Source organism: Microbacterium sp. X-17, from assembly GCF_039615055.1.
Genome location: NZ_JBDHNI010000001.1, coordinates 766,902 through 791,327 on the forward strand (window position 1 = coordinate 766,902; position 24,426 = coordinate 791,327).

Annotated in this window: 28 protein-coding genes; 16 read left to right on the top strand and 12 right to left on the bottom strand. The window is 72.2% G+C overall.

The features are described 5' to 3' along the window. Positions 1–26: 26 nt before the first annotated feature. The 3 genes from ABCS02_RS03740 to ABCS02_RS03750 all read right to left on the bottom strand — a co-directional run bounded on the left by ABCS02_RS03740 (position 27) and on the right by ABCS02_RS03750 (position 1,197). Positions 27–266 carry a hypothetical protein gene (locus ABCS02_RS03740; RefSeq protein ID WP_345834257.1) on the bottom strand — a complete coding sequence of 80 codons (240 nt, stop codon included), beginning with the start codon at positions 264–266 and terminating at the stop codon, positions 27–29. Further along, positions 263–652, bottom strand: a complete 390-nt coding sequence (locus ABCS02_RS03745; protein ID WP_345834258.1) for a hypothetical protein — start codon at positions 650–652, stop codon at positions 263–265. The genes ABCS02_RS03740 and ABCS02_RS03745 overlap by 4 nt, the downstream gene beginning before the upstream one ends. Before the next feature lie 116 nt (positions 653–768). Further along, entirely contained in the window at positions 769–1,197 is a 429-nt protein-coding gene (locus tag ABCS02_RS03750) for an Lrp/AsnC family transcriptional regulator (protein WP_345834259.1), read from the bottom strand. 127 nt (positions 1,198–1,324) lie between these two features. On the opposite strand from ABCS02_RS03750, the gene pdhA reads away from it, so the two are divergent. The 5 genes from pdhA to ABCS02_RS03775 are packed head-to-tail and all read left to right on the top strand — an operon-like array spanning position 1,325 to position 5,995. After that, positions 1,325–2,440 (top strand): pyruvate dehydrogenase (acetyl-transferring) E1 component subunit alpha, encoded by a 1,116-nt coding sequence (gene pdhA / locus ABCS02_RS03755; RefSeq protein WP_345834260.1) that lies wholly within the window; start codon positions 1,325–1,327, stop codon positions 2,438–2,440. Next, positions 2,437–3,498 (top strand): alpha-ketoacid dehydrogenase subunit beta, encoded by a 1,062-nt coding sequence (locus ABCS02_RS03760; protein ID WP_345834261.1) that lies wholly within the window; start codon positions 2,437–2,439, stop codon positions 3,496–3,498. The genes pdhA and ABCS02_RS03760 overlap by 4 nt, the downstream gene beginning before the upstream one ends. Then, entirely contained in the window at positions 3,495–4,862 is a 1,368-nt protein-coding gene (locus tag ABCS02_RS03765; protein WP_345834262.1) for a dihydrolipoamide acetyltransferase family protein, read from the top strand. The genes ABCS02_RS03760 and ABCS02_RS03765 overlap by 4 nt, the downstream gene beginning before the upstream one ends. Continuing rightward, a complete protein-coding gene (locus ABCS02_RS03770) occupies positions 4,859–5,029 on the top strand; it encodes a hypothetical protein (RefSeq protein ID WP_345834263.1) in 171 nt (56 codons plus the stop codon). Before ABCS02_RS03765 ends, ABCS02_RS03770 begins: the two co-directional genes overlap by 4 nt. 21 nt (positions 5,030–5,050) lie before the next feature. Beyond that, a complete protein-coding gene (locus tag ABCS02_RS03775; protein WP_345834264.1) occupies positions 5,051–5,995 on the top strand; it encodes a DMT family transporter in 945 nt (314 codons plus the stop codon). A 3-nt stretch (positions 5,996–5,998) separates the two neighbouring features. Here the strand turns inward: ABCS02_RS03775 and ABCS02_RS03780 are convergent, their stop codons facing one another. Beyond that, on the bottom strand, positions 5,999–6,550 hold the full coding sequence (locus ABCS02_RS03780) for a nitroreductase family protein (protein WP_345834265.1): 552 nt from the start codon (positions 6,548–6,550) through the stop codon (positions 5,999–6,001). Then, positions 6,550–6,981: a peptide-methionine (R)-S-oxide reductase MsrB gene (gene msrB, locus ABCS02_RS03785; RefSeq protein WP_345834266.1), complete on the bottom strand. Its 432-nt coding sequence runs from the start codon at positions 6,979–6,981 to the stop codon at positions 6,550–6,552. The genes ABCS02_RS03780 and msrB overlap by 1 nt, the downstream gene beginning before the upstream one ends. Positions 6,982–7,158: 177 nt before the next feature. On the opposite strand from msrB, the gene ABCS02_RS03790 reads away from it, so the two are divergent. From ABCS02_RS03790 to ABCS02_RS03810, 5 genes are all read left to right on the top strand, one after another. Beyond that, positions 7,159–7,452 carry a DUF3263 domain-containing protein gene (locus ABCS02_RS03790; protein WP_343063490.1) on the top strand — a complete coding sequence of 98 codons (294 nt, stop codon included), beginning with the start codon at positions 7,159–7,161 and terminating at the stop codon, positions 7,450–7,452. 22 nt (positions 7,453–7,474) lie between these two features. Continuing rightward, positions 7,475–8,023: a LytR C-terminal domain-containing protein gene (locus ABCS02_RS03795; RefSeq protein WP_345834267.1), complete on the top strand. Its 549-nt coding sequence runs from the start codon at positions 7,475–7,477 to the stop codon at positions 8,021–8,023. Between the two features lie 181 nt (positions 8,024–8,204). Next, complete coding sequence (locus ABCS02_RS03800; protein ID WP_055914585.1) at positions 8,205–8,408, top strand: cold-shock protein; 204 nt, start codon at positions 8,205–8,207, stop codon at positions 8,406–8,408. 195 nt (positions 8,409–8,603) lie between these two features. Then, entirely contained in the window at positions 8,604–10,223 is a 1,620-nt protein-coding gene (gene groL / locus ABCS02_RS03805) for a chaperonin GroEL (protein WP_345834268.1), read from the top strand. A gap of 92 nt (positions 10,224–10,315) precedes the next feature. After that, positions 10,316–11,437, top strand: a complete 1,122-nt coding sequence (locus ABCS02_RS03810) for a hypothetical protein (protein ID WP_345834269.1) — start codon at positions 10,316–10,318, stop codon at positions 11,435–11,437. A 13-nt stretch (positions 11,438–11,450) separates the two neighbouring features. Here the strand turns inward: ABCS02_RS03810 and ABCS02_RS03815 are convergent, their stop codons facing one another. After that, positions 11,451–13,163 (bottom strand): ATP-binding protein, encoded by a 1,713-nt coding sequence (locus ABCS02_RS03815; RefSeq protein ID WP_345834270.1) that lies wholly within the window; start codon positions 13,161–13,163, stop codon positions 11,451–11,453. Positions 13,164–13,213: 50 nt separating this feature from the next. Then, positions 13,214–13,906 (bottom strand): response regulator transcription factor, encoded by a 693-nt coding sequence (locus ABCS02_RS03820; protein WP_179605211.1) that lies wholly within the window; start codon positions 13,904–13,906, stop codon positions 13,214–13,216. Positions 13,907–14,028: 122 nt separating this feature from the next. Between ABCS02_RS03820 and ABCS02_RS03825 the strand changes: the two genes are divergently transcribed. From ABCS02_RS03825 to ABCS02_RS03840, 4 genes are read left to right on the top strand one after another with little or no spacing between them, the layout of a single operon-like run. Continuing rightward, positions 14,029–15,249, top strand: coding sequence for an FAD-dependent oxidoreductase (locus tag ABCS02_RS03825; RefSeq protein WP_345834271.1), 1,221 nt, complete (start codon positions 14,029–14,031; stop codon positions 15,247–15,249). Positions 15,250–15,262: 13 nt separating this feature from the next. Then, the gene (gene folP / locus ABCS02_RS03830; protein WP_345834272.1) at positions 15,263–16,159 is read left to right on the top strand and encodes a dihydropteroate synthase; all 897 of its coding nucleotides are present in this window, start codon (positions 15,263–15,265) and stop codon (positions 16,157–16,159) included. Continuing rightward, the gene (locus ABCS02_RS03835; RefSeq protein WP_345834273.1) at positions 16,152–16,907 is read left to right on the top strand and encodes a pyrimidine reductase family protein; all 756 of its coding nucleotides are present in this window, start codon (positions 16,152–16,154) and stop codon (positions 16,905–16,907) included. Before folP ends, ABCS02_RS03835 begins: the two co-directional genes overlap by 8 nt. Continuing rightward, positions 16,904–17,776, top strand: coding sequence for an aminoglycoside phosphotransferase family protein (locus ABCS02_RS03840; protein WP_345834274.1), 873 nt, complete (start codon positions 16,904–16,906; stop codon positions 17,774–17,776). The genes ABCS02_RS03835 and ABCS02_RS03840 overlap by 4 nt, the downstream gene beginning before the upstream one ends. Before the next feature lie 75 nt (positions 17,777–17,851). Here ABCS02_RS03840 and ABCS02_RS03845 read toward each other — a convergent pair whose 3' ends face one another. The 3 genes from ABCS02_RS03845 to ABCS02_RS03855 are packed head-to-tail and all read right to left on the bottom strand — an operon-like array spanning position 17,852 to position 21,677. Then, a complete protein-coding gene (locus tag ABCS02_RS03845; protein WP_345834275.1) occupies positions 17,852–19,495 on the bottom strand; it encodes a DNA repair helicase XPB in 1,644 nt (547 codons plus the stop codon). A 6-nt stretch (positions 19,496–19,501) separates the two neighbouring features. Beyond that, a complete protein-coding gene (locus ABCS02_RS03850) occupies positions 19,502–21,364 on the bottom strand; it encodes a helicase-associated domain-containing protein (protein WP_345834276.1) in 1,863 nt (620 codons plus the stop codon). A gap of 22 nt (positions 21,365–21,386) precedes the next feature. Further along, positions 21,387–21,677, bottom strand: coding sequence for a hypothetical protein (locus ABCS02_RS03855; RefSeq protein WP_345834277.1), 291 nt, complete (start codon positions 21,675–21,677; stop codon positions 21,387–21,389). Positions 21,678–21,733: 56 nt separating this feature from the next. Between ABCS02_RS03855 and ABCS02_RS03860 the strand changes: the two genes are divergently transcribed. Both ABCS02_RS03860 and ABCS02_RS03865 read left to right on the top strand, forming a co-directional pair. After that, complete coding sequence (locus ABCS02_RS03860) at positions 21,734–22,114, top strand: cold shock domain-containing protein (RefSeq protein ID WP_185276707.1); 381 nt, start codon at positions 21,734–21,736, stop codon at positions 22,112–22,114. Further along, positions 22,107–22,991 (top strand): DUF3027 domain-containing protein, encoded by an 885-nt coding sequence (locus ABCS02_RS03865; RefSeq protein WP_345834278.1) that lies wholly within the window; start codon positions 22,107–22,109, stop codon positions 22,989–22,991. The genes ABCS02_RS03860 and ABCS02_RS03865 overlap by 8 nt, the downstream gene beginning before the upstream one ends. On the opposite strand, the gene ABCS02_RS03870 is transcribed toward ABCS02_RS03865, so the two are convergent. Beyond that, positions 22,935–23,180, bottom strand: coding sequence for a DUF2530 domain-containing protein (locus ABCS02_RS03870; RefSeq protein WP_185276708.1), 246 nt, complete (start codon positions 23,178–23,180; stop codon positions 22,935–22,937). The genes ABCS02_RS03865 and ABCS02_RS03870 overlap by 57 nt on opposite strands. A 38-nt stretch (positions 23,181–23,218) precedes the next feature. Continuing rightward, entirely contained in the window at positions 23,219–24,334 is a 1,116-nt protein-coding gene (gene serC / locus ABCS02_RS03875) for a phosphoserine transaminase (RefSeq protein WP_345834279.1), read from the bottom strand. Positions 24,335–24,426 lie beyond the last annotated feature (92 nt).

A 24,426-nucleotide genomic window follows, 5' to 3' on the forward strand; every position in this document is an offset into this window, starting at 1 on the left:
TGGTCAGCTGCTCCGGAGCCGGCCGCTCATCCGCGCCGGCCGGCCGTGAGGAAGCCGTCGACCGCCGCCCGCACGCGCTCGTCGTCGGAGTACCCGCTGAGCGTGATCCCGTCGAGTGCGCTCCACGCGGCCGGGCTGCCGAGCGCGGCGGCGCGGTGGCGATCGGCTCGCAGGCGGTTCGCCAGCACGAGGAGCGCCGCGACGGCGAGCGCGACGGCCAGCACCACGACGATGGAGGCGAGGACGACGACGATGGTGGTGCTCATCGGGTGCCTCCCGGCGCGGGCGGCGCGGAGCGGAGGGCGAGCAGCTCGGCGAGGAGGCCCTGCGCGAGCACGAACGTCCGCTGGGCGCGGCGGGCGAGCAGGTAGAAGACTCCGCCGCTCAGCATCGTGACCGTCCCGGCGACGAGCACCCACAGCCAGGCCGCGACGGGGACGGGATTCACGCCGGGGTTCGACTGCAGCACCGGCACCACGAGAGAGAGGATCACTCCCGACCCGGCCGCCGCGAGCGCCTTCGCCAGCGTCATCGTGTGCTCGTAGCGCCAGGTGAGCGCCACCGTGAGCCCGTCCACCGCGGCGTGGTCGTCCAGTCGCGCGAGGGCCAGCAGGTCCCCGACCGTGAGCTCCGAGGTGAGCGCGCCCGCCATGCCCCGAGCGTATCGACTCCCACCGCGCCACGCACCAGCGCCGACATTTGTGCCGAATGGCGCGATTCACCGCGGCTTTCGCGCCATTCGGCACGAATCTCGGCGCGACGCGGCGGTTATCGCAGGTCGTGGTCCTCGAAGACGAGTGAGGTTTTCGTGTCCCGCACCGACGGGATGCTGGTCAGCTCCTCCAGCACCACCCGGCGCAGATCCTCGTTGTCGCGCGCCCTCACCAGCAGGATGACGTCGAAGTCGCCGCCGACGAGCGCGAAGTGCTCCACCTCGGGGATCTCCCGGAGCCGGGCGCGGAGGTCGTGCCAGTCCGCCTGCTCCACGCGCATCGTCACGTACGCCGACGACGCCCGTCCGGAGAGGCGCGGGTCGACCTTGGCGGTGAAGCCGGTGATGACGCCCTCGTCGACCAGGCGCGAGACCCGCGCGTAGGCGTTCGCGCGGGAGACGTGGGCCGCTTCGGCGACCGCGGTGATCGAGGCGCGGCCGTCCGCGCGCAGGGCCGCGACGATGCGGGAGTCGATGTCGTCCATGATGGGAGACAGTTTGGCATCCCTCCGACGGTTCCGCATCCATTCGTCTCGAAACCACTCCACGACTGGCAAACCTGGTCCAGCGAAGTCACCATGAACATCAGCGACGTCTTTCGAAGGAGAACAGATGCACGCCGACGATCTGATGCCGGGCGACACCCCGTTGCGGCTCATCGACGAGCAGGGCTCGGGCCACCCGCACGAGCACTACGCGTTCCCGACCACCGAGCAGTTGCGCGACGGCTACGGCCGCCTCGTGCTGGGCAGGCGGCTCAACGATCAGGCCGACGCCCTGGTGCGCCAGGGCAAGCTGGCCGTGTACCCGTCCTCGCACGGCCAGGAGGCCTGCGAGGTCGCCGCGGCGATGGTGCTCGGCGAGCAGGACTGGCTGTTCCCGACCTACCGCGACTCGGTCGCCGTCGTCTCCCGGGGCGTGGACCCGTTCGAGGCCTTCCTGCTGCTGCGCGGCGACTGGCACTCCGGCTACGACCCGAACGAGTACCGCGTGGCCCCGCAGGCGACCCCGCTCGCCACCCAGCTCCTGCACGCGGTCGGCTTCGCCCACGCAGCCAGGATGCGCGGAGAGGACACCGTGGTCGTCGCGCTGTGCGGCGATGGCGCCACCAGCGAGGGCGACTTCCACGAGGCGCTCAACTTCGCGGCCGTGTTCCACCTCCCCGTCGTCTTCCTCGTCCAGAACAACGGCTACGCGATCTCCGTGCCGCTCAGCCGGCAGACCGCCGCGCCGAGCCTGGCGCACAAGGGCGTCGGCTACGGGATGCGCGGTCGCCTGGTCGACGGCAACGACCTCGCCGCGCTTCTCGCGGTGCTGGGTGAGGCCATCACCGAGGCCCGGGAGGGCGGCGGCCCCACGCTGGTGGAGGCGCTCACCTACCGGATGAAGTCGCACACCAACGCCGACGACGCGACCCGCTACCGCACCTCCGCCGAGGTGGAGCCGTGGATCGCCCGCGACCCGCTGCTGCGCCTGCGCACCTGGCTGACGGCCGAGGGCGCGCTGACCGACGACGACGACGCCGAGTTCCGCGCGCACGCCGAGCGCGTCGCCGTCGACCTCCGCACCCGGATCATGGCGGACGCCGAGCCGCAGCCGCTGGACCTGTTCGAGTACGTCTACGCCGAGCCGACGCCGCAGCTCCGGGAGCAGTCCGCACTGCTCGCGGCCGAGCTCGCCGCCGAGACCCGGGCAGCGCAGTCCCGCACCGAGGAGGTCGCCCGATGACGATCATGCACGACGCCCCCGCCGACCGTCAGCCGGAGGACCGGCAGCCCGAGCCCGAGCAGCCGTCTGCGCCCGCCGTCGCCACCATGACGATGGCGCAGGCCCTCAACCGCGCCCTCGCCGACTCCCTCGCGGAGGACCCGGCCGTCCTCGTCTTCGGCGAGGACGTCGGCACGCTCGGCGGCGTCTTCCGCATCACCGACGGCCTGACCAAGCGCTTCGGCGAGCAGCGCTGCTTCGACACCCCGTTGGCCGAGTCCGGCATCGTCGGCACCGCGGTCGGGATGGCGATGAACGGGATGCGCCCGGTGGTCGAGATGCAGTTCGACGCCTTCGCCTACCCGGCGTTCGAGCAGATCGTGGACCACGTCGCCAAGATGGGCAACCGCACCCGCGGGAAGGTCCGGCTGCCGATGGTCATCCGCATCCCGTTCGCGGGCGGCATCGGCGGCGTCGAGCACCACTCCGACTCCTCCGAGGCCTACTACGTGCACACGCCCGGCCTGACCGTGGTGTCGCCGGCGACCCCGCAGGACGCCTACGGCTTGCTCCGCGCCGCGATCGCCTCCCCGGATCCGGTCGTCTTCATGGAGCCGAAGAAGCTGTACTGGTCGACCGGCGAGGTCGACACGACCGCGCCGCTGCCCGAGCTGGGCCGCGCGCGCGTCGCCAGGGAGGGCACCGACGCCACCCTGATCGCCTACGGCCCGACCGTGCCGGTGGCGCTCGCCGCCGCGGAGGCCGCCGCCGAGGAGGGCCGCAGCCTGGCCGTGATCGACGTGCGGACCCTGACCCCGTTCGACGACGAGACCGTATGCGCCGCCGTCCGGGCGACCGGTCGCGCCGTCGTCGTGGCGGAGGCGCCGGGCTTCGCCAGCGTCGCCTCCGAGATCGTCGCCCGCGTTTCCGAGCGCTGCTTCCACTACCTGGAGGCGCCGGTCCGCCGGGTGACCGGCTTCGACACCCCGTTCGCGCCGCCGAAGCTGGAGCGCTTCTACCTGCCGGGCGTGGACCGCGTGCTCGACGCCGTCGACAGCCTGCAGTGGGAGGACGCATGAAGGTCTTCGCGCTGCCCGACCTGGGCGAGGGACTCGCCGACGCCGAACTGGTCCGCTGGCTGGTCGCGGTCGGCGACACGGTGACCGTGGACCAGCCGATCGCCGAGGTGGAGACCGCCAAGTCGGTCGTCGAGGTGCCGTCGCCGTACGCCGGCGTCGTCGCCGTCTGCCACGGCGAGGAGGGCGAGACCATCCTGGTCGGCTCGCCGCTGCTGGAGGTGCGGGAGGACGCCGAGGCGGAGGCGCCCGTAGAGGCCGCCGCCGAAGCCGCCGCCTCCGAGCGCGAGCCCGAACCCGTCGCGGCCGGCTCCGGCGCCGTGCTCGTCGGCTACGGCACCACCGACCACGCCACCGCCCGCCGCCGCGGCCGCGCCACCCAGCGCGGCACCGGAGTCGCGGCCGGTGCGCCGAGCCGGATCGTCCCCGTCGTGTCGCCGGTCGTCCGCGCCCTCGCGCGGACCCACAGCATCGACCTCGCCTCGCTCACCCCGAGCGGCCAGGGCGGTGTCGTCACGCGGCGCGATGTGGAGGCGGCGCTCGCCGCTGCCAAGGCCACCGCGCCCAGCGCGGCCACCGCGCCCGCGACCCGTCCGGCGACCGCCACTCGCCCGACGCCCGCCGCCGAGCCCGGGACCGACCCCCGCACGGGCCTCGACATCGCCTCCGTCGCCCCGTTCTCCCGCCTCCGCCGCACGGTCGCCGAGACCATGACGCGCAGCCGCTCCGAGATCCCGGAGGCGACCGTCTGGGTCGACGTCGACGCCACCGAGCTGTGGGAGGCCAGGCAGACCCTCGGCAAGTCCGGTAAGCCGCCGTCGCTGCTCGCCTTCATCTCTCGGTTCGCGCTCAGCGCGCTCGCGCGGCATCCCGAGCTCGCCGGCCGGGTCACCGCCGACGGGGACGGCATCGAGGTGTTCACCGGGGTGAACCTCGGTTTCGCCGCCGACACCCCGCGCGGCCTGCTCGTCCCGGTGATCCGCCGCGCCGACCGGTCGAGCGTCCGCGAGCTCGACGCCGAGCTCGGCCGGCTGTCCGCCGCCGCGCGCGACGGCGTGCTGCCGCCCGCGGACCTGACCGGCTCCACCTTCACCGTGAACAACTACGGGAGCCTCGGCGTCGACGGCAGCGCCGCGATCATCAACCACCCGGAGGTCGCCATCCTCGGCATCGGCCGCGTCATCGAGCGCCCGTGGGTGGTCGACGGCGCCGTCGTCGCGCGCCGGATCGTGCAGCTCAGCCTGGTCTTCGACCACCGCGTCACCGACGGCGGAGTGGCGGCCCGGTTCCTGCGCGAGATCGCCGACGCCATCGAGTCTCCGATCGCCTTCCTCGCCGACGAGGCGCCGGGTACGGTGAGGGAATGACCGACAAGCAGCACGACGCCGAACAGCCCGACGACGCCGACAAGCCCGACGTCGTGGAGCAGGGCGACGACTACGACCTCGACTTCGAGAAGGACGTCGCGCCGGAGGAGAACATCCCCTGGCTCCCGCACCCGTCGCCCTCCGACGGCGAGGCGCCCGCTCCCTGACAGCCCCCTAGGCTTGGGGGAGTGACCTCCCGCTCCTTCCCGCTCTGGCTCGCGCTCGTCTGCGCGATCTTCTGCGGTGCCGGCGTCGCCCTCCAGTCGCGCATCAACGGCGAGCTGGGGCAGCGGCTGGGCGACGGGGTCACCGCCGCCGTCATCTCGTTCGGCTCCGGGCTCGTGATCCTCCTCGTCGCGATGGCCGTCGCCCCCGCCGGGCGGCGCGGCTTCGGCCGGGTCGTCGCCGCGCTGCGCACGCGCGAGCTGCCCTGGTGGTACGTCGCGGGCGGCACCGCGGGCGCGTTCCTGGTGCTGTCGCAGGGCGTCGCCGCCGCGGTGCTCGGCGTCGCGCTGTTCACGGTCGCGGTCGTGGCCGGCCAGACCGTCAGCGGCCTGGTCCTCGACCGCATCGGCCTCGGCCCGGGAGGCCGCCGGCCGATCACGCCGGCGCGGCTCGCGGGCGCCCTGATCGCCCTCGGCGCGGTGACCTGGGCGGTGTCCGCGCAGCTCGGCGGCCCCGTGCCGATCTGGCTCATGCTGCTGCCACTGATCGCGGGCCTCGGCCTCGGCTGGCAGCAGGCCGTCAACGGCCAGGTCCGGGTGGTCGCCGAGAGCGCCCTGACCGCGACCTTCATCAACTTCGTGGTCGGGACGAGCGTGCTCCTGGTGGTCATGGCCGTCGACTGGAGCCTGCGCGGCCTCCCGAAACCGCTGCCGACCGAGCCGTGGCTCTACCTCGGCGGCGCGATCGGCTGCGTGTTCATCGCGGCCGCCGCGCTGCTCGTCCGGATCACGGGCGTGCTGCTGCTCGGCCTCGCGACCGTCGCCGGTCAGCTGGTGACCGCGCTCCTGCTCGACGTGCTCGCGCCGAGCTCGCCCGCTCCGGTCGCATTCTCGACCGTCGCCGGAACGCTGCTCGCCCTCGTCGCGGTCGCCGTGGCGAGCATCCGCTGGGGGCGACGGCCGGACTGACGCTCAGTCGAGCGTGCTGAGGAAGCGCTCCGGGTCGATGGAGGTCCGGTGCCCGTCCCTGCCGTCCTCCGGCACCCCGCCGACGTAGAGCCAGCCGAGGAGCCGCTCGTTCTTCGCGAGGCCGTGCATCCGGTGCACGGCCTTCGACCGGGTGTGGTGGCCGGTGCGCCACATCACGCCCCAGCCCGCGTCGTCGAGCAGCAGGCTGAGGAGGTGCGCGACGCCCGCGGCGACCGCGTCCTGCTCCCAGCCCGGCACCTTCTCGCTCTTCGTGCGCACCGAGACGATCGCGAGCAGCAGCGACGAGCGCAACGGCTTCGCCGCCAGCTTCTCGGCCTCCTCGCCGGTCGCCTTGGCGTCCTTCACGAACGCGCGGCCCAGCCGGACGCGCGCGTCCCCGCGCAATTCGATGATCCGCCACGGGTGCAGCGCCGAGTGGTCGGCGACGCGGCCCGCGGCGGCCACGAGCGGCAGCAGCTCCTCGTGCGTCGGCGCCGCCGGGGTCACGCGCGAGTACGACCGGCGTGCGGCGACCCGCTCGACCAGCTCGGACATCAGGCCTCTGGCGCGAAGTTCAGCGAGAGCGAGTTCATGCAGTAGCGGTCGCCCGTCGGGGTGCCGAAGCCGTCCGGGAACACGTGGCCCAGGTGCGAGCCGCAGTTCGCGCAGCGCACCTCGGTGCGCACCATGCCCAGGCTGTCGTCCTCCAGAAGCTGCACGGCCTCCGGCCGGATCGACTCGTAGAAGCTGGGCCAGCCGCAGCCGCTGTCGAACTTGGTGCCCGACTTGAACAGCTCGGCTCCGCAGGCGGCGCAGGTGTAGAGGCCGGCGCGGCCCTCGTCCAGCAGCTCGCCGGTCCACGGCCGCTCCGTGCCCGCCTCGCGCAGCACCGCGTACTGCTCCGGGCTGAGCTCGCGGCGCCACTCGTCGTCGGTCTTCTCGACTCCGTACGTGCCCTGCGCGGCCTCGTCGTGCGATGCGCTCATCGTGCGTTCCTTTCGTCGTCCGTCCCCAAGCCTAAACGGCGTCGCCTCTGCGGCTGTTCCCTGTTCCGGCCTGCGACGTGCCGGGCGTAAACGGGTAACGCACAGGACTGCGCCCCTAGGATGAGGCGCGAGCGCGGGGAAGGGCTGACTCGAAGACGGTGAGGGGAGGCGGTGCACGTGGCGGAGGCTGCGGACCACCGGATCCCCGCGCCGGACGCGACCGGCCTGACCGACCGTGAGGCGGCCATCCTCGCGTTCGAGCGTCAGTGGTGGCGGCATGCCGGCGCCAAGGAGCAGGCCATCCGCGAGGAGTTCGGTCTCTCCGCCGCCCGGTACTATCAACTCCTCGGAGCGCTGATCGACCGGCCGGAGGCGCTCAAGCACGACCCGATGCTCGTCAAGCGCCTGCTCCGGCTGCGCGAGACCCGGCTGGCAGCACGGCGATCCCGGACACTCCCGTCCGGCGACTGACACCGCGAGGAAATACCTGTAGATGGCAGAGAAGTACCCGAGAGACCGGTTCGACGACATCCCGGACGGTCTGCAGCGCGTCGGTGCGCACCGGGCTCCCCGCCCGAAGGGCCGCGGCTGGATCGCGGTCGGCTGGGCCGCGCTCGCCGTCGTCGTCCTCGTGGCGGCGGGGATCTTCGGGCTCTCGCTGGTGAGCGGCTCCATCTCCTTCCACGGCTCCACGAACTCCCCGACCGGGACCCCGACGCCGACCGCGACGCCCACGCCGACGATCGTCCCGACCGTCGACCCGTCGCTGACGGTGAACGTGCTGAACGGCACCACGACCTCGGGCCTCGGGGGCAAGGTCGGCGACACCCTGACGAAGGCGGGCTGGAAGGTCGGCGCCGTCGCGAACGCCGACAAGCAGGACCTGACGCAGACGATCGTGTACTACTCCGACCCCAAGAACCAGGCGGCGGCGCTCGGGGTGGCGCAGTCGCTGCCCGGCGCGACCATCGCGCTCACGCAGGACTTCGCGGCCAGCGGCGCCGACCTGACCGTGGTCGTCGGCAGCGACTACAAGGGCTGACACCGGCGTCGTTCCGCGCGTGTACGCGCGCTCATCCCTTTGTTTCACGCGTGTTTAACTTTCGGCCGATTTGGTAACGGATTGGCCAAAAGACTGGCGGAAACGGCTATTGCAAGCATTAGGATCGGGAGTCAACGCGCGGCGCTGGACCACGCGAGCGACACAGCAATGGGAGTAATGCATGGCGAACGGGACCGTGAAGTGGTTCAACGCTGAAAAGGGCTACGGATTCATCACCGTCGAGGGTGGGGGACAGGACGTTTTCGTTCATTACTCCGCGATCGACATGAACGGCTACAAGGTTCTCGAAGAGGGCCAGCAGGTGCAGTTCGAGGTCGGCTCGGGCAACAAGGGCCCGCAGGCCGAGTCGGTGCGTCCGCTGTAGTACGCAGCGATCGGCAAAGACCATATAAGAGGAGCGCCGCCCTTCGGGGCGGCGCTCCTTTGTCTGTGTCCGCCGTCGGCGCACAGGTCGCCTTGCACTCCCGTGGCGCGAGTGCCAGAATCGCTTTAGCACTCCGCCTGATCGAGTGCTAACACACCGAATCTTTCGCAGACGTCCGGGAGGGACGAGAAACACATGGCAAAGATCATTGCTTTCGACGAGGACGCCCGTCGCGGCCTCGAGCGCGGCCTCAACATCCTGGCCGACACCGTCAAGGTGACGCTTGGCCCGCGCGGTCGCAACGTCGTCCTCGAGAAGAAGTGGGGCGCCCCCACCATCACGAACGACGGCGTCTCCATCGCGAAGGAGATCGAGCTCGACGACCCGTACGAGAAGATCGGCGCGGAGCTCGTCAAGGAGGTCGCCAAGAAGACCGACGACGTCGCGGGCGACGGCACCACCACCGCGACCGTCCTCGCTCAGGCGCTCGTCAAGGAGGGCCTCCGCAACGTGGCCGCCGGCGCCGACCCCATCACGCTGAAGCGCGGCATCGAGAAGGCCGTCGCGGCCGTCACCGACGAGCTCGTCGCCAGCGCCAAGGAGGTCGAGACCAAGGCCGAGATCGCCGCCACCGCGTCCATCTCCGCCGGCGACACCACCATCGGCGAGATCATCGCCGAGGCCATCGACAAGGTCGGTAAGGAGGGCGTCGTCACCGTCGAGGAGTCGAACACCTTCGGCACCGAGCTGGAGCTGACCGAGGGCATGCGCTTCGACAAGGGCTTCCTGTCGCAGTACTTCGTCACCGACCAGGACCGCCAGGAGGCGGTGTTCGAGGACACCTACATCCTCATCGCCAACCAGAAGATCTCCTCGATCAAGGACCTGCTCCCGATCGTCGACAAGGTCATCCAGGCCAACAAGCAGCTCCTCATCATCGCCGAGGACGTCGACGGGGAGGCCCTGGCCACCCTGATCGTCAACAAGATCCGCGGCATCTTCAAGTCCGTCGCCGTCAAGGCCCCGGGCTTCGGCGACCGCCGCAAGGCCATGCTGCAGGACATCGCGATCCTCACCGGCGGCCAGGTCATCTCCGAGGAGGTCGGTCTCAAGCTCGAGAACGTCACCCTCGACCTGCTCGGCCAGGCCCGCAAGGTCGTCATCACCAAGGACGAGACCACCATCGTCGAGGGCGCGGGCGACCCCGACGCCATCGCCGGCCGCGTGGCCCAGATCCGTGGCGAGATCGAGAACACCGACTCGGACTACGACCGTGAGAAGCTCCAGGAGCGTCTCGCGAAGCTCGCCGGCGGCGTCGCCGTCATCAAGGCGGGCGCGGCCACCGAGGTCGAGCTCAAGGAGCGCAAGCACCGCATCGAGGACGCCGTCCGCAACGCGAAGGCCGCCGTCGAGGAGGGCATCGTCGCCGGTGGTGGCGTGGCCCTCATCCAGGCCGGCAAGACCGCGTTCGAGAAGCTGTCGCTCGCGGGCGACGAGGCCACCGGCGCGAACATCGTCAAGGTCGCCATCGAGGCGCCGCTGAAGCAGATCGCCATCAACGCGGGCCTCGAGGCCGGCGTCGTGGTCGCCAAGGTGCGCGAGCTCCCCGTGGGTCACGGCCTCAACGCCGCGACCGGCGAGTACGTCGACATGCTGGCCTCCGGCATCAACGACCCGGTGAAGGTCACCCGCTCGGCGCTGCAGAACGCCGCGTCCATCGCGGGCCTGTTCCTCACCACCGAGGCCGTCGTCGCCGACAAGCCCGAGAAGAACCCGGCGCCGGTCGGCGACCCGGGCGCCGGCATGGACTTCTGAGTCCGTCCGACACGCTCTAGAGGGCGTCTCCCGTTCGCGGGAGGCGCCCTCTTCGCTGTTATCGTCGTCACGATCGGGCGGAGGCTGAGCGGGTGGCGAACAGGGCGGCGAGACGGTGGTCCGGGGCGGCGGCTCTCGCCGGGCTGGCGGCCGCGCTGCTCTGCCTCTCGGGATGCCAGGCGCTCGGTCTGCCGGGCTCACCCCCGACAAGCCCGCAGCCGACCTCCGCGCCCGCGGTTGACGTCGCGCCGCCCCTGGACTGCGCCGCCTTCACCGCGACGCCCGCGGTCGAGGCCCTGCTCGGCGGCTCCGCGCCACTGGCGACGACCCCGGCGGACGCGCTCACGACGCCGGCCGGGCGCGGGCCCTTCGGCGCCCAGGCGGCGGGCGGCGGCTGGTGCCGCTGGGGAGACGACCCGGCCGCGTCTCCCGCGGCCACCACGGCGGCGGTCCACCTGCTCTCCGTGCAGCTCCTGCCGCGCGTGACGGCGAACTGGCAGTGGCAGGCCCAGCAGTACGCGCAGACCTCGGCGATGGGCGCGCACTACGACGGCGGCGAGTCCCGGGGCGGCGACTGCGGCCGGGCGACGTCCGGAGCGGGGAGCACCTGCCACACGAACGTGCTGGTCGGCGGCTCCTGGTTGGCGGTCGTCGCCATGAGCAGCACCTCCATCATCGACGAGAAGGCGTTCCACGCGCTCGTCCAGTCGTTCGTCCCGACCGTCGCCGCGATCGACGCCCGCGCCACGACGCCTGCACCGGTGACGCCGCTGTCCTGCGGCGACGCCGCCTGGCTGAAGGCCGTCGCCGGAATCTACGGCCCCGCCTCGGTCGCCGTCGTCGCGCCGGCCGCGACCTTCGGACTGCCGAACGCGCTCGTCGCCGATCCGCGGGTGACGGTCTGCGCGTACCGGTCGGGCAGCGGGGACTCCTCGCTCATCGGCACCGTCTCCGTCCTCCGGGGCGGGTCCGCCGCGTACGCGACCTATCACGGCCTCGTCGTGGGCCGGGACCCCGACGCGAGCGGCGGCACGATCCAGGTCGGCAGCTCGGAGCTCGCCACGCTCGTCCGCCACACCGACGCGTCCGCGTCGGCGCCCGCCGAGACGGTGGTGGACGCCCTGGTCGGGGACGCCTGGATCCAGTTCGCGTCGGTGTCCGGCTCCGACGACCAGGCGGCCTCCGTCGTCGGGTGGGTGGCCGGCCGGCTCTGAGTCGGCCCGCGGGTCAGAGACCCGTGCGCGGAGCCTCCGTCGCCCGGCTCGGGTCGACCAGCGGCAGCGACACCCGGAAGGTCGCGCCGCCGCCGTCGGTCTCCACGACCTCCACGGTGCCGTGGTGCGCCGCCACGATCGAGGAGACGATCGCCAGGCCCAGGCCGCTGCCGCCCGTCTCGCGGGCGCGGGAGGTGTCGGCGCGCCAGAAGCGCTGGAAGATCTTGTCGCGGATCTGCGGCGGGATGCCGTCTCCGTGGTCGCGCACTTCGAGCACGGCGCGGTCGGCGCGGTGGTCGACCTGCACCGCGATCTCGATCGGGCTGTCCTCCGGGGTGTAGCGGAGGGCGTTGCCCATCAGGTTGGTGACGACCTGGCGGAGCTTGTTCTCCTCCGCCATCACGATCGCAGGCTCGGCCGGGGGAGCGGCGAGGACGACCTTCTCGGCGGTCGAGACCGCGATCGTGCCCGTGGTGCCCCGGCGTCCGCGGTTGCTGCGGCGCAGCCGGGCCAGCGCAGAGCCGGCGAAGGCGATCGGACCGGTGGCGCCCGGCGGGCGGGTCAGGTCCTCCGGGAGGGCCATCGGCACGGTGTCGAGTCCGGGCTCGGCCGGGTCGGCCTCCACCGGCGCCGGCACCGGTGCGGGCGTCAGCACGGTCACCCGGCGGCCGGGGGCGCCGGCCATCGCGTCCATCGCGGCGTCCTGCGCGATGCGCACGAGGTCGACCGGGTGGAGGTCGAGGGGCTTCGTCTCGTCGAGACGCGCCAGCTCCAGCAGGTCCTCGACCAGGAGACCCATGCGGATGGCCTCCTTCTCGATTCGCTCCATCGCCTGGGCGACGTCCTCCGGCGTCTGCAGCGCGCCCATCCGGTACAGCTCGGCGTAGCCGCGCACCGACACCAACGGGGTCCGCAGCTCGTGGGAGGCGTCGCCGACGAACCGTCGCATCTGGTCGATCGTGCGGGCGCGGTCGTTGAAGGCCCGGTCGATGCGGTTCAGCATCGTGTTGAGCGAGCGGTTGAGCCGGCCGACCTCGGTGTTCGGGGTCGCGCCGCCGAGGCGCTGGCTGAAGTCGCCGTCGGCGATGGCCGCGGCGGTCTGCTCGACCTCCCGCAGCGGGGAGAACGTCGTCGTCACCAGCATCCGGGTGAGGCCGGCGCCGACGATGATGACGATGACGCCGAAGCCGAGAAAGATCGCCAGGAAGCTCGCCATCACGGTGTCGATCTGACTCGTCGTCGTGGCGACGATCGCGGTCGCGAGCTCACCCGTCTGGGCGAACGTCTGCGTCGTGACGAGCGCCCGGTAGGCCGTGTGCCCGTCGTTGCTGAGGATGGTGACCCCGCCCGGGCCCAGCGCCTTGGCGTCCGTCAGGCTGAGCTTCTCGGGGATGGCCGGCCGGTGGGCGAACGGGATGTTGCTCCAGTTCGTCTTGACCAGGTTGCCGCTGGCGTCGTACAGCGCCGCGAAGTAGTCGGACGGGCTGGAGTCGGTCGCGATCTTGTCCTTGTCCGACGACGAGCCGAACAGGTACGTGTTGACGTACGTGGCCCCCGACGCCGCCGAGAGCTGCGCGTCGAGCTGGTCGATCAGCACCGGCTTCAGCATCGACATCGTCCCGATGCCGGTCACCAGCAGCCCGAGCGTCAGCATGAGCACGGTCACCCCGGTGATCTTGGTCCGGAGGGAGATCGCGTTCCAGCGGTCGAGCAGGCGTGAGTGCATCAGGCCGCCAGTCTATGCAGACGGTGCTGAGCCGAGGGTGTGAGCCCCGGTCACGCCTTCGCGGCCTTGAGCATGTAACCGAAGCCGCGCTTGGTCTGGATGAGCGGCTCGCTGGAGTGCGCGTCCACCTTGCGGCGCAGGTACGAGATGTAGGACTCCACGATTCCCGCGTCGCCGTTGAAGTCGTACTCCCAGACGTGGTCGAGGATCTGCGCCTTCGACAGCACGCGGTTGGGGTTGAGCATCAGGTAGCGCAGCAGCTTGAACTCGGTCGGGCTGAGCTCGATGGGGGTGTCGCCCACGTAGACCTCGTGGGTGTCCTGGTCCATCGTGAGCTCGCCGGCGCGGATGACGGCGTCCTCGTCGGCCTGCATCGTGCGGCGCAGGATGGCCTTGATGCGGGCGACGATCTCGTCGAGGCTGAACGGCTTGGTGACGTAGTCGTCGCCGCCGACCGTGAGGCCGGTGATCTTGTCCTCGGTGTCGTCCTTGGCGGTGAGGAACAGGATGGGCGCGGTGTAGCCGGCGCCGCGGAGCCGTTTGGTGACGCCGAACCCGTTCATGTCCGGGAGCATGACGTCGAGGATGATGAGGTCTGGCTCCTCTTCGAGGACCGCGGAGATCGCCTGGGCTCCGTTGCCGACCGCGCGCACGGCGAAGCCGGCGAAACGGAGGCTGGTGGTGAGGAGATCGCGGATGTTCGGCTCGTCGTCGACGATGAGAATGCGGGGTCCTGCGTTCATGCGAAACAGTATCTGCGCGTCCGCTGAATTCTGCCTGTGAGCAGACGGTGCGCGGTGAGTGTAAGGGGCTGGCGCAGGCAGTGTGAACAGTGGATGCTGAGGAGACCAGCGATCGGAGCACTATGTCCAATCCCACTGTGGTCATCGTCGGAGCCGGTCTCGCCGGTGCGACGACCGCCGCCGAGCTGAGGTCCCGCGGCTTCGCGGGCCGCATCATGCTGCTCGGCGCGGAGGAGCACCATCCCTACATCCGTCCGCCGCTCTCCAAGGAGTATCTGAAGGGCGACTCCGACCTGGACGACGCGTACGTGCAGCCCGCGGACTGGTACGTGGAGAACGACGTGGAGTTCCTCCCGGGGACCACGGCCGGCTCGTTCGACCCGGTGGCCCACGAGCTGTTCGTCGCCGGCGGCGCCCGGATCACCTACGACAGCCTGGTGCTGGCCACCGGCTCCCACGCCCGCCCGCTCGGCGTTCCCGGCAGCGGTCACGGCGCCGTCTTCTCTCTGAGAACCATCGAGGACTCGCAGTGGCTCCGGGCGGCCCTGGAGGTCGGCTCGCGGCGCGTCGTCGTCGTGGGCTCGGGCTGGATCGGGATGGAGGTCGCCGCCGCGGCCCGCGGCTACGGCAACGAGGTGACGGTGGTCGGGCGCGCGCACGTGCCGCTCGCTCCCGCGATCGGGCCGGAGCTCGGTGGCGTGTTCGAGCGGCTGCACCGCGACCACGGCGTGGTCTTCCGCAATGCGGCGCAGGTGTCGGCGGTGGAGGGCGGCGACGAGCAGGTGGTCGTCCTGGCGACGGGCGAGCGCATCCCGGCCGACGTGGTGGTCGCGGGAATCGGGGCCGCCCCGAACACGCAAGTGGCCGAGCAGTCCGGCGTCGCGCTCGACAACGGCATCCCCACCGACGAGGCGATGCGCACCGCGGTGGAGGACGTCTACGCCGTCGGGGACGTGGCGAACCCACTGCTGCCGGCGATCGGGCAGCGGCTCCGCAACGAGCACTGGGCCAACGCCATCGCGGGCGGGACCGTCGCGGCGAAGGCCATCGCGGGGGAGGACGCGAGCTACGACGACATCCCGTACTTCTACTCCGACCAATACGATCTGGGCATGGAGTACTCCGGCTACGCACCCCTGGCCTCCGGCGCGCGCGTCGTCTTCCGCGGCGACGTGGCGGCGCGCGAGTTCATCGCCTTCTGGCTGCGCGAGGACCGCGTGGTCGGCGGGATGAACGTGAACGCGTGGGACGTGCAGGAGCACATCCAGCGCCTGATCCGCGGCCGGGAGGCCGTCGACCCCGACCGGCTCACCGACGAGAGCGTGGACCTTGCCGAGCTCTGAGACCCGCACCGCGATGTATCTGCCCCCGCTCCGCGTCCCCGTGCGCACCATCGGCGCGCGCACGTTCGACTTCTCCCGCCGCGTCGCCGTGATGGCCGTGGTGAACCGCACGCCGGACTCCTTCTTCGACCAGGGCCGCACGTTCGCCCTCGACGCCGCGGTCGCCGCCTCCTTCGACGCCGTCGCGGCCGGGGCGGACTGGGTGGACATCGGCGGCGCCCCGTTCGCGCCGGGCGAGGCGATCCCGCCCGACGAGGAGGCAGACCGGGTCGTGCCTGTCGTCGCGGAGCTGCGCGCCGGGTCGGACGTCGTGATCTCGGTCGACACCTTCCACGCGTCGGTGGCGGCCAGAGCGATCGCGGCCGGCGCGACGGTCGTCAACGACACCACCGGGCTCAGCGATCCCGACCTCGCCCGGGTCGTCGCGGACAGCGAGGCGACCCTCGTGCTCACCCACAGCCTCGCCGCGCCGCGCACCGTCTACGCGCGGCCGGCGTACGACGACATCGCGCGGGAGGTCGCGGATTTCCTCCTGGAGCGCGTCGAGCGCGCGGCCGCGGCCGGGGTCCCCGAGGAGCGCATCGTCCTCGACCCGGGGCACGACCTGAACAAGAACACGCTGCACTCGCTGGAGCTCACCCGCCGGCTCTCCGAGATCGCCGACCTCGGCTATCCCACCCTCGCGGCGGTCTCGAACAAGGACTTCATCGGCGAGACCCTGGACGCCCCGCGCTCGGAGCGCCGGGACGGCTCGATCGCCGCCGCGGTCGTCGCGATCGTCAACGGAGCGCGGATCATCCGCATGCACGACGTGGCGGGGTCGGTGGCCGCGGCGCGGATGACGGAGGCCATCCTGGGGCTGCGCGAGCCGGCCTACCTGAAGCACAACCTGGGGGACGTCAATGAGTGAGGCCGTGATCGACCGGATCTCCCCGCTCCCTGCGGAGGAGGGGATCGGCGACCGGCGCATCGCGGAGCTGTACTCCGAGGGCGCGGGGAACCCGTGGCTGCGCGTGAACTTCGTGTCGAGCATCGACGGCGCCGCCACCCGGCAGGGTCTCTCCGGCGGCCTGTCCGACGACGCCGACCACCGGGTGTTCGACATCCTGCGCCGGCTCTGCGACGTGGTGCTGGTCGGCGCGGGCACGGTGCGCGCGGAGGGCTACGGCGCCATGCGCGTGGACGAGGTCTCCCAGCGGGCGCGCCGCGACGCCGGGATGAGCGCGCACCCGGTCTTCGCGATCGTCTCGGCGAGCCTCGACCTCGACCCGGCGAGCCCGATCTTCCGGGACGCGCCGGAGCGTCCGATCGTCGTCACGACCGAGCTCGCCCGGCGCGACACCCGGGAGGCGCTCGCCGAGGTGGCCGACGTCGTGGTCTGCGGCGAGGAGCGCGTCGAGCCCGCCCTGCTGCGGGCGGGCCTGGTCGAGCGCGGGCTGGGCCGCATCCACTGCGAGGGCGGACCGCACCTGTTCGGCGACCTCATCGCGGCCGGGGTCGTGGACGAGCTGTGCCTGACGGTCGCCGCGACGCTGGAGGCCGGGGTCGCCTCCCGCATCTCGGCCGGGGCGGCGCCCATCCTCCCGGTGGGGATGCGGCTCGCCCACGTGCTCCAGTCGGGCGACACGCTGCTGCTGCGGTACGTGAAGCGCGCGTGACCGATCGCGTGCCCGTCGACGCGGCGCTGGTCCGGCGGCTGGTCGACGCCCAGTTCCCCGCGTACCGCTCGCTGCCGGTGCGGGACGTGGAGCTGAGCGGCTGGGACAACCGCACCTTCCGGCTCGGCGAGGAGCTCAGCGTGCGCCTCCCCAGTGCGCGCGGCTACGTCGAGCAGGTCGCGAAGGAGCACGAGTGGCTGCCGCGCCTCGCGCCGCTGCTCCCGCTCCCGATACCGCAGCCGGTCGCGCTGGGGGCGCCGGCCGACGGCTATCCGTTCGCCTGGTCGATCTACCGGTGGCTGCCCGGCACGCCGCTCGGACTGGTGGACGACGTGGACGTCGTCGCGCTGGCGGCCGAGCTCGGCGCCTTCCTCACGGCGCTCCGAAGTGTGGACGCGGGCGGCGGCCCGGCGGCCGGGAGCCACAACTTCCACCGCGGCGCCCCGCCCGGGGTCTACCGGGAGGAGGCGCTCGCCGCGATGGCCGCCGGCGCACCGGACCTGGACCCGCGGCTGGCGCGACGGATCTGGGACGCCGCGGAGGCGTCGGAGTGGGAGCCGCCGGGCGTCTGGCTGCACGGCGACGCGGCCCCCGGTAACCTCCTCGTCCGGAACGGGCGGCTCTCCGCAGTCATCGACTTCGGCACCTCCGGCGTCGGCGACCTGGCCTGCGATCTCGTCCCGGCCTGGACGATGTTCGACGGCGACGCCCGGCGCGCCTTCCTCGACGCGATCGGCCTGGACGCGGCGACCGAGCAGCGGGCGCGCGCCTGGGCTCTCTGGAAGGCGCTCATCACCGTGCGCGACACCCCCGACGACGCGCCCTCCCGCCGCACCCTCGCCCGCCTCGCGACCGACCCCGGCGTCTGACCGCCGCGACATTCGTGCCGAATGGCGCGAATGGCGTCGCGAAAGTCGCCATTCGTGCCGAATGTCGTGCTCGATTTACGCCGCCGCGAGCGCGTGCGCGTCGAGGATCGTGTACGAGTACCCCTGCTCCGCGAGGAACCGCTGCCGGTTCTGCGCGAAGTCCTGATCCACCGTGTCCCGCGAGACCAGCGTGTAGAAGTTCGCCGACAGCCCCGACTGCTTCGGGCGCAGCAGCCGGCCGAGGCGCTGGGCCTCCTCCTGTCGCGAGCCGTACGAGCCGGAGACCTGGATGGCGACCGTCGCCTCCGGGAGGTCGACCGAGAAGTTCGCGACCTTGCTGACCACGAGCACCGGGGTCGTCCCGTCGCGGAACTCTTGGTACAGCCGCTCGCGCTCGTCCACCGGCGTCGCGCCCGTGAGCTGGGGCGCGCCGAGCGCCTCCGCGAGCTCGTCGATCTGGTCGAGGTACTGCCCGATCACGAGGATGCGCTCGCCGGCGTGCCTGTCCACGAGCTGCTGCACGACCTCCAGCTTCGCCGGCGCAGTGGCCGCCAGCCGGTAGCGCTCGTCGTCCGCCGCCGCGGCGTAGCTCAGCCGGTCGGAGGCCGGCAGGTCGATCCGCACCTCGAAGCAGGCGGCGGGGGAGATGAAGCCCTGCGACTCGATCTCCTTCCACGGCGCGTCGAAGCGCTTCGGTCCGATCAGGCTGAACACGTCGCCCTCCCGGCCGTCCTCGCGCACCAGCGTCGCGGTCAGGCCCAGTCGGCGGCGCGCCTGCAGCTCGGCCGTCAGCTTGAACACCGGCGCGGGCAGCAGGTGCACCTCGTCGTAGACGACCAGGCCCCAGTCCAGCGCGTCGAGCAGCGCCAGGTGGGCGTACTCGCCCTTCCGCTTGGCGGTCAGGATCTGGTAGGTCGCGATCGTGACCGGCTTGACCTCCTTGACCTGGCCCGAGTACTCGCCGATCTCCTCCGCGGTGAGGGAGGTGCGCTTGAGCAGCTCGTCCCGCCACTGCCGCGCCGACACGGTGTTGGTCACCAGGATGAGCGTGGTGGTCTTGGCGGTGGCCATCGCGCCGGCGCCGACCAGGGTCTTGCCCGCGCCGCAGGGGAGCACGACGACGCCCGAGCCGCCGTCGAAGAAGTTGCTCACGGCCTTGCGCTGGTAGTCGCGCAGCGCCCAGCCGCTCTCGTCCAGGTCGATCGGGTGTGGGGTGCCCGGGGTGTAGCCGGCCAGGTCCTCCGCCGGCCAGCCGAGCTTGACCAGCTCCTGCTTGAGCTGGCCGCGCGCCCAGGCCTCCACGGCGAACGTCGTCTCGTCGCGGCGCTCCAGCAGCAGCGGGGCGATGCGCTTGGCGGTCGCGACCTCCAGCAGCACGGCCCGGTCGGAGGAGCGCAGCACCAGGGCGCCCTCGTCGTCACGCTCGATGACCAGCCGGCCGTAGCGGGCGACGGTCTCGGACACGTCCACTGTCACCGTCTGCGGGATCGGGAACTTGGAGTACGTCTCCAGCGTCCCGAGCATATCCTCGGCGGTGTGACCGGCGGCGCGGGCGTTCCACAGGCCGAGCCGCGTGATGCGGTAGGTGTGGATGTGCTCGGGCGCGCGCTCCAGCTCGGCGAAGACGGCGAGGTCGTGACGGGCGTCCTCGGCCGCGGGATGCGCGACTTCGAGGAGGACGGTGCGGTCGCTCTGGACGATCAGGGGGCCATCGGACATGACCGCTCAGTCTACGCTGCGCAGCCCCTTGACGCTGGAGAGGGGCAGGGTCCGCTCGATGTCCGCGGCCCGGTCGCGCCCGCGCAGGCGTCCTCCACCGATGCCGGTCGGCTCCAGGAGGTAGTCGACCAGCCGGCCGTCCGGCATCGCGACCTGCACGACCACGGTCTGCCGCGCGCGGACCGCCTGGTCGAGCTGGCGGGCGAGCCACTGCTCCCCGGTGTCCTCCTCGGCGGCGTCCGCGGAGCGGAGTCGGGCGACGAGTTCGGCCGCGGGATCGCGCGTCGCGGCGGCCGCGGTCCGCTCCGCGATCCTCCGGCGCTGCGGGGTCACCAGTGCCCCGGAGGCGTCCTCGGCGACCACCGGGTAGCGTGCGTCGCTGAGCGCCCAGTACACGACGTCGCGCGGGAACCGGCTGACCAGCGTGCGCTCGTCGGCCCGCAGCAGGCGCAGCGACGACAGCGACTGGTCGACCGCGATCGTGCCGAGCAGCGTGGCGTCCTCGGACTGCACCTCGGCCTTCCCCTCCGTGCCCGACGCGGCATCGCGCACCCGCACCCGGCCGTGGCGCTCGACGGCGTCGGCGATCAGGTAGTCCAGCGGCTGCGGCACGCCGGTGAGCGAGACCGCCGCGAGGAAGTCGTGGATGCTCGCGGCCGTCTCGCCCGCGGTCACCGCGCGGTCGATGGAGCCCGCCGAGAACCGGAAGGTGGAGGCCAGCGCCCGGCTCTCCAGGTCCGCCATCGTGCGCAGCCGGGCCTCCACGTCGGGCGCGAGCGGGCCAGGCGAGATGACCGTCAAATCGTGCTGCAGGTAGACCTGCGACACCTCGGCGGGGAAGTGCGCGACCATGGCCGCTGCGGCCTCCGCGGGCCCGACCTCCAGGAGCACGGCTCCCGCGCCGGACGGGGACCGGCCGGCGGTGACGCCCAACCACTCGGCCTCCCGCACGTAATGGTCGACCCGCTGCTCGGTCTCGGCGACCGCAGCAGGGTGCAGCCAGGCGAGGTGGGCGCGCAGCGACTCGCCCCACGGCGTCCGGCTGCGCGACGTGAGCAGTGCACGGACGTCGCCGGGGAGGCCGTCGAGCCATGCTCGGGCGAGGTCGCGCCAGCGGTCCGCTGTCGTGGCGTGCTGCCAGGCCGCGACCTCGGCGGTCGGCAGCCAGAGCCCGTCCGCGACCGCGGCCAGCCCGGCCCGGGCGGCGACGGAGAGCGCGACGGGGACGACGGCGGCGTCGACCGCCAGCGCGTCCGCGAGGCGCTTGGCGGCCGGGAGTGCGAGGCCGCCCTTCTGGAGCTCGCGCGCGCCCTCCCGGCCGAGCTCGGTCAGCAGCTCGGACACGCCGGCGACCGCCTCGAACGCGCGCTCGGCGGCGAGCCGGTCGGACGCGGCCAGCTCGGCGGGCGTGAGCGGCTCGGGGACAGCGGGAGGCGCGGTGTCGAGCAGCGCCGCCGGCCGGGGGAGGCCGAGCGCCGGCCAGGTGGCGAGCCGCGCGGTGACGGCGTCGTAGGCCGCGGCGCCGTCGTCCGTGGGGTGCAGCAGCGCGAGAGCCGCGAGCGCGCCGACGGTGACCCGGACGGCGTCCGTCGTCGTGCCGGCCGTCGCGGGATGCCGGCCGAGCCGGGTGGCGATCCCCTCGACGGTCAGGGCGCCGTCCACCTCGCCGAGCACCGCGAGGGTGGCGAGGCGCAGCCGGTCGAGCGGGGCCAGCGCCCGCTGCACGGAGTCGGGGTCGAGCAGCGCCTCGGCCAGGTCGAAGAAGTCGGAGACGCCGACGCGGCGCACCGGACGCGCCCTCAGCAGCGAGGCGAGCTCGTCGTCCGGCAGCGCGCGGAGCCGCGCCGCCAGAGCGAGCGTCGTCGTCATCGCGGCGGTCCGGAGCGGGAGGTCAGCGTCGGTCCTTGGGCCCTGCGGCGGCCTTCGCCGCCCGGCGGCGCTGGCGGCTGCTGGAGACGATGACGACGATGACCAGCACGAAGGCGATCGGGAACGCGAGGAGCGGGAAGACGATGACCGCCGGCCACAGTCCCTGACCTTCGTTCTGCTGCGGCATCCCGCCGACCGCGGACCCGATCAGGATCGCTGCGATGCACAGCAGCGAGACGATCACGAGCGCCGCGGCGATATAGGAGAGGACGCGCTGGAGCCGGGATGCGGGCGGTGGGGTCTGCTGGGTCACGAAATCAAGGATAATTGAGGTTGGTCATTCGATCCCCCATGTGAAGTGAGGTTCCCATGCCAACCGGCAAGGTCAAGTTCTACGACGAGGAGAAGGGCTTCGGCTTCATCGCCACCGATGACGGCCAGGAGGTCTTCCTGCACGCCTCGGCGCTGCCCGCCGGCGCCGTCGTGAAGGCGGGGTCGCGGCTCGAGTTCGGCATCGCCGACGGCAAGCGCGGCGCGCAGGCCCTGTCGGTGCGCGTGCTGGAGGCCCCTCCGAGCCTGGTCAAGATGAAGCGCAAGTCGGCCGACGACATGGCGATCATCGTCGAGGACCTCGTGAAGCTGCTCGACGGCATCGGCGCCAACCTGCGCCGCGGCAAGTACCCCGACAAGGCGCACGGCGCCAAGATCGCGGCGGTGCTGCGCCGGGTTGCGGACGACCTGGATGCCTGAGGACCGGAGCACGGAGGACCAGAGCACCGAGGATCCGAGCACGGAGGAGCCGACGGCGCAGGAGCCGACGACGGGCGAGGCTGAGCTCTCCGTCGAGCCGGCCGACTCTGAGCCGGCCGAGTCGGACGGCGAGGTCCCCGAGCCGACGGTCATCGAGCTGAGCGAGGCCGAGGTCGCCGACCTCCTGTCCGCGCTCCCGCTCGCCAGGGCAGGCCTCGCCGAGATCACCCCGGAGAGCACGATCGGCGAGCCCATCGGACACATCGTGGAGCCCACCGGCGCGGTCTCGCTGCTGTTCGCCGCGGTGCTCGCCGGCTACCCGGGCTGGCACTGGACCGTCACGGTCGGACGCGCCGACGGCGACACCGAGCCGACGGTGCTGGAGGCAGAGCTGATGCCCGGCGAGAACGCCCTCCTCGCGCCGGACTGGGTGCCGTGGTCGGAGCGTCTCGCCGAGTACCAGGCCGCACAGGAGGCGCTCGCCGCCGAGGCCGAGGCGGCCGGAGCCGAGGGCGACGACGCCCCGGTCGAGGACGACGCCGACGACTATGAGGACGAGGACGAGTACGAGTACGACGAGGACTCCGACGAGTCCGAGGCCGATGAGGACGCGGACGACGACCGCGACGTCCACGACCTCCACGCCGACGACGACCTCGACGGCGTCGACATCGACTCGGTCGACGTGGCGTTCGACGAGGACACCGACGTCGACACCGAGCTCGACCTCGCGACGGAGGAGGCGGCGGCGCTCGCTGACGACAGCGCCGAGTCCGACGACGCCGAAGACGACGCGGACGACGCCGAACCCGTCAGCGACTCACCGGCGCCTGCGGGCGCGGGTGACGCTGAGGTAGGCGAACCCGAGCAGGCCTAGCGCGATCCCGACGACCACCGTCCAGATCCACCAGCCGCCCCCGGCGGCGGTGATCGGTCCGGCGAAGACGAGCGTCGGGATCAGCGCGAGCACCCAGAGCCCGATGCCGACGAGTACCGCCCTGCGGTCGTCCGTCGGCACGGGCACCGGGTCGGGACGGCGCTCGTCGTCGCGCAGCCACAGTCGCACGATCGGTCCGTCCCTTCTTCCTCGGTGTTGCGTCCGGCTCAGCCCAGCCGCTCGACGACGTACTCGACGCAGCCGATCAGCGCGCGCACGTCGTCCGGCTCGATGGCCGTGAACGTCGCGACGCGCAGCTGGTTGCGGCCCAGCTTGCGGTACGGCTCGGTGTCCACGACGCCGTTCGCGCGGAGCGTCTTGGCGACCGCCGCCGCGTCGATCCGGTCGTCGAAGTCGATCGTGACGACCACCTGCGAGCGGTGCGCCGGGTCGGCGACGAACGGGGTCGCGTACTCGACGCCCTCCGCCCACGTGTAGAGCGCGCTGGACGACTCCTTCGTGCGGGCGTCGGCCCAGGCGAGCCCGCCGTTGCCGTTCATCCACTGGAGCTGATTCTCCAGCAGTGCGAGCGTCGCGACCGCCGGGGTGTTCAGCGTCTGGTTGAGGCGCGAGTTGTCGATCGCGTTCTTGATGCTGAGGAACTCCGGGATGTAGCGGCCGCTCGCGGCGATCCGCTCGACGCGCTCGACGGCGGCGGGGGAGAACAGCGCGAGCCAGAGGCCGCCGTCCGAGGCGAAGTTCTTCTGCGGCGCGAAGTAGTAGACGTCCGTCTCGGAGACGTCGAAATCGGCGCCGCCCGCCGCGCTGGTCGCGTCGATCACGGTCAGCGCGCCGTCGTCGCCGTGCACGCGCTTCACCGGCGCCATCACGCCGGTCGAGGTCTCGTTGTGCGTCCAGGCGTAGACATCGACGCCTTCGACGGCCTCCGCCTCAGCCCGGGAGCCGGCAGGAGCCTCGATCACGTGCGGCGCCTGCAGCCACGGGGTCGTCGCCGCCTTGGCGAACTTGCCGCCGAACTCGCCGAAGACCAGGTTCTGGCTGCGCTCCTCGATGAGCGAGAACGCCGCGGCGTCCCAGAACGCGCTGGAGCCGCCGTTGCCGAGGACGACCTCGTAGCCGTCCGGGAGGCGGAACAGCTCGCCGAGCCCGGAGCGCACGCGCCCGACCAGGTCCTTGACGGGCGCCTGGCGGTGGGAGGTGCCGAGCAGCTCCGCGCCGGGCCCGGCCAGGTAGGCGACCTGCTCCGGGCGGACCTTGGACGGGCCGCAGCCGAATCGTCCGTCGGCGGGCAGGAGGTCAGAGGGAATGGTCACGTCCGGCATAACTGAAGTGTATTGGCTGTTGAACGGGTCGGACGGGTCTGTGACGGCGGCTGACGGCGGGGTGCCGTCACCTCGGCGTCACCTGCAGCAAG

What these genes read in the sequence shown, in the direction of transcription:
- ABCS02_RS03765 (WP_345834262.1), top strand. Translation starts at nt 3,495, where the DNA reads ATGAAGGTCTTCGCGCTGCCCGACCTGGGCGAGGGACTCGCCGACGCC.
- ABCS02_RS03780 (WP_345834265.1), bottom strand. Translation starts at nt 6,550, where the DNA reads ATGTCCGAGCTGGTCGAGCGGGTCGCCGCACGCCGGTCGTACTCGCGC.
- ABCS02_RS03820 (WP_179605211.1), bottom strand. Translation starts at nt 13,906, where the DNA reads ATGAACGCAGGACCCCGCATTCTCATCGTCGACGACGAGCCGAACATC.
- ABCS02_RS03795 (WP_345834267.1), top strand. Translation starts at nt 7,475, where the DNA reads ATGGCAGAGAAGTACCCGAGAGACCGGTTCGACGACATCCCGGACGGT.
- ABCS02_RS03850 (WP_345834276.1), bottom strand. Translation starts at nt 21,364, where the DNA reads ATGACGACGACGCTCGCTCTGGCGGCGCGGCTCCGCGCGCTGCCGGAC.
- ABCS02_RS03845 (WP_345834275.1), bottom strand. Translation starts at nt 19,495, where the DNA reads ATGTCCGATGGCCCCCTGATCGTCCAGAGCGACCGCACCGTCCTCCTC.
- ABCS02_RS03740 (WP_345834257.1), bottom strand. Translation starts at nt 266, where the DNA reads ATGAGCACCACCATCGTCGTCGTCCTCGCCTCCATCGTCGTGGTGCTG.
- ABCS02_RS03865 (WP_345834278.1), top strand. Translation starts at nt 22,107, where the DNA reads ATGCCTGAGGACCGGAGCACGGAGGACCAGAGCACCGAGGATCCGAGC.
- ABCS02_RS03815 (WP_345834270.1), bottom strand. Translation starts at nt 13,163, where the DNA reads ATGCACTCACGCCTGCTCGACCGCTGGAACGCGATCTCCCTCCGGACC.
- ABCS02_RS03800 (WP_055914585.1), top strand. Translation starts at nt 8,205, where the DNA reads ATGGCGAACGGGACCGTGAAGTGGTTCAACGCTGAAAAGGGCTACGGA.
- ABCS02_RS03860 (WP_185276707.1), top strand. Translation starts at nt 21,734, where the DNA reads ATGCCAACCGGCAAGGTCAAGTTCTACGACGAGGAGAAGGGCTTCGGC.
- serC (WP_345834279.1), bottom strand. Translation starts at nt 24,334, where the DNA reads ATGCCGGACGTGACCATTCCCTCTGACCTCCTGCCCGCCGACGGACGA.
- msrB (WP_345834266.1), bottom strand. Translation starts at nt 6,981, where the DNA reads ATGAGCGCATCGCACGACGAGGCCGCGCAGGGCACGTACGGAGTCGAG.
- ABCS02_RS03750 (WP_345834259.1), bottom strand. Translation starts at nt 1,197, where the DNA reads ATGGACGACATCGACTCCCGCATCGTCGCGGCCCTGCGCGCGGACGGC.
- ABCS02_RS03770 (WP_345834263.1), top strand. Translation starts at nt 4,859, where the DNA reads ATGACCGACAAGCAGCACGACGCCGAACAGCCCGACGACGCCGACAAG.
- ABCS02_RS03825 (WP_345834271.1), top strand. Translation starts at nt 14,029, where the DNA reads ATGTCCAATCCCACTGTGGTCATCGTCGGAGCCGGTCTCGCCGGTGCG.
- ABCS02_RS03760 (WP_345834261.1), top strand. Translation starts at nt 2,437, where the DNA reads ATGACGATCATGCACGACGCCCCCGCCGACCGTCAGCCGGAGGACCGG.
- pdhA (WP_345834260.1), top strand. Translation starts at nt 1,325, where the DNA reads ATGCACGCCGACGATCTGATGCCGGGCGACACCCCGTTGCGGCTCATC.
- ABCS02_RS03745 (WP_345834258.1), bottom strand. Translation starts at nt 652, where the DNA reads ATGGCGGGCGCGCTCACCTCGGAGCTCACGGTCGGGGACCTGCTGGCC.
- folP (WP_345834272.1), top strand. Translation starts at nt 15,263, where the DNA reads ATGTATCTGCCCCCGCTCCGCGTCCCCGTGCGCACCATCGGCGCGCGC.
- groL (WP_345834268.1), top strand. Translation starts at nt 8,604, where the DNA reads ATGGCAAAGATCATTGCTTTCGACGAGGACGCCCGTCGCGGCCTCGAG.
- ABCS02_RS03835 (WP_345834273.1), top strand. Translation starts at nt 16,152, where the DNA reads ATGAGTGAGGCCGTGATCGACCGGATCTCCCCGCTCCCTGCGGAGGAG.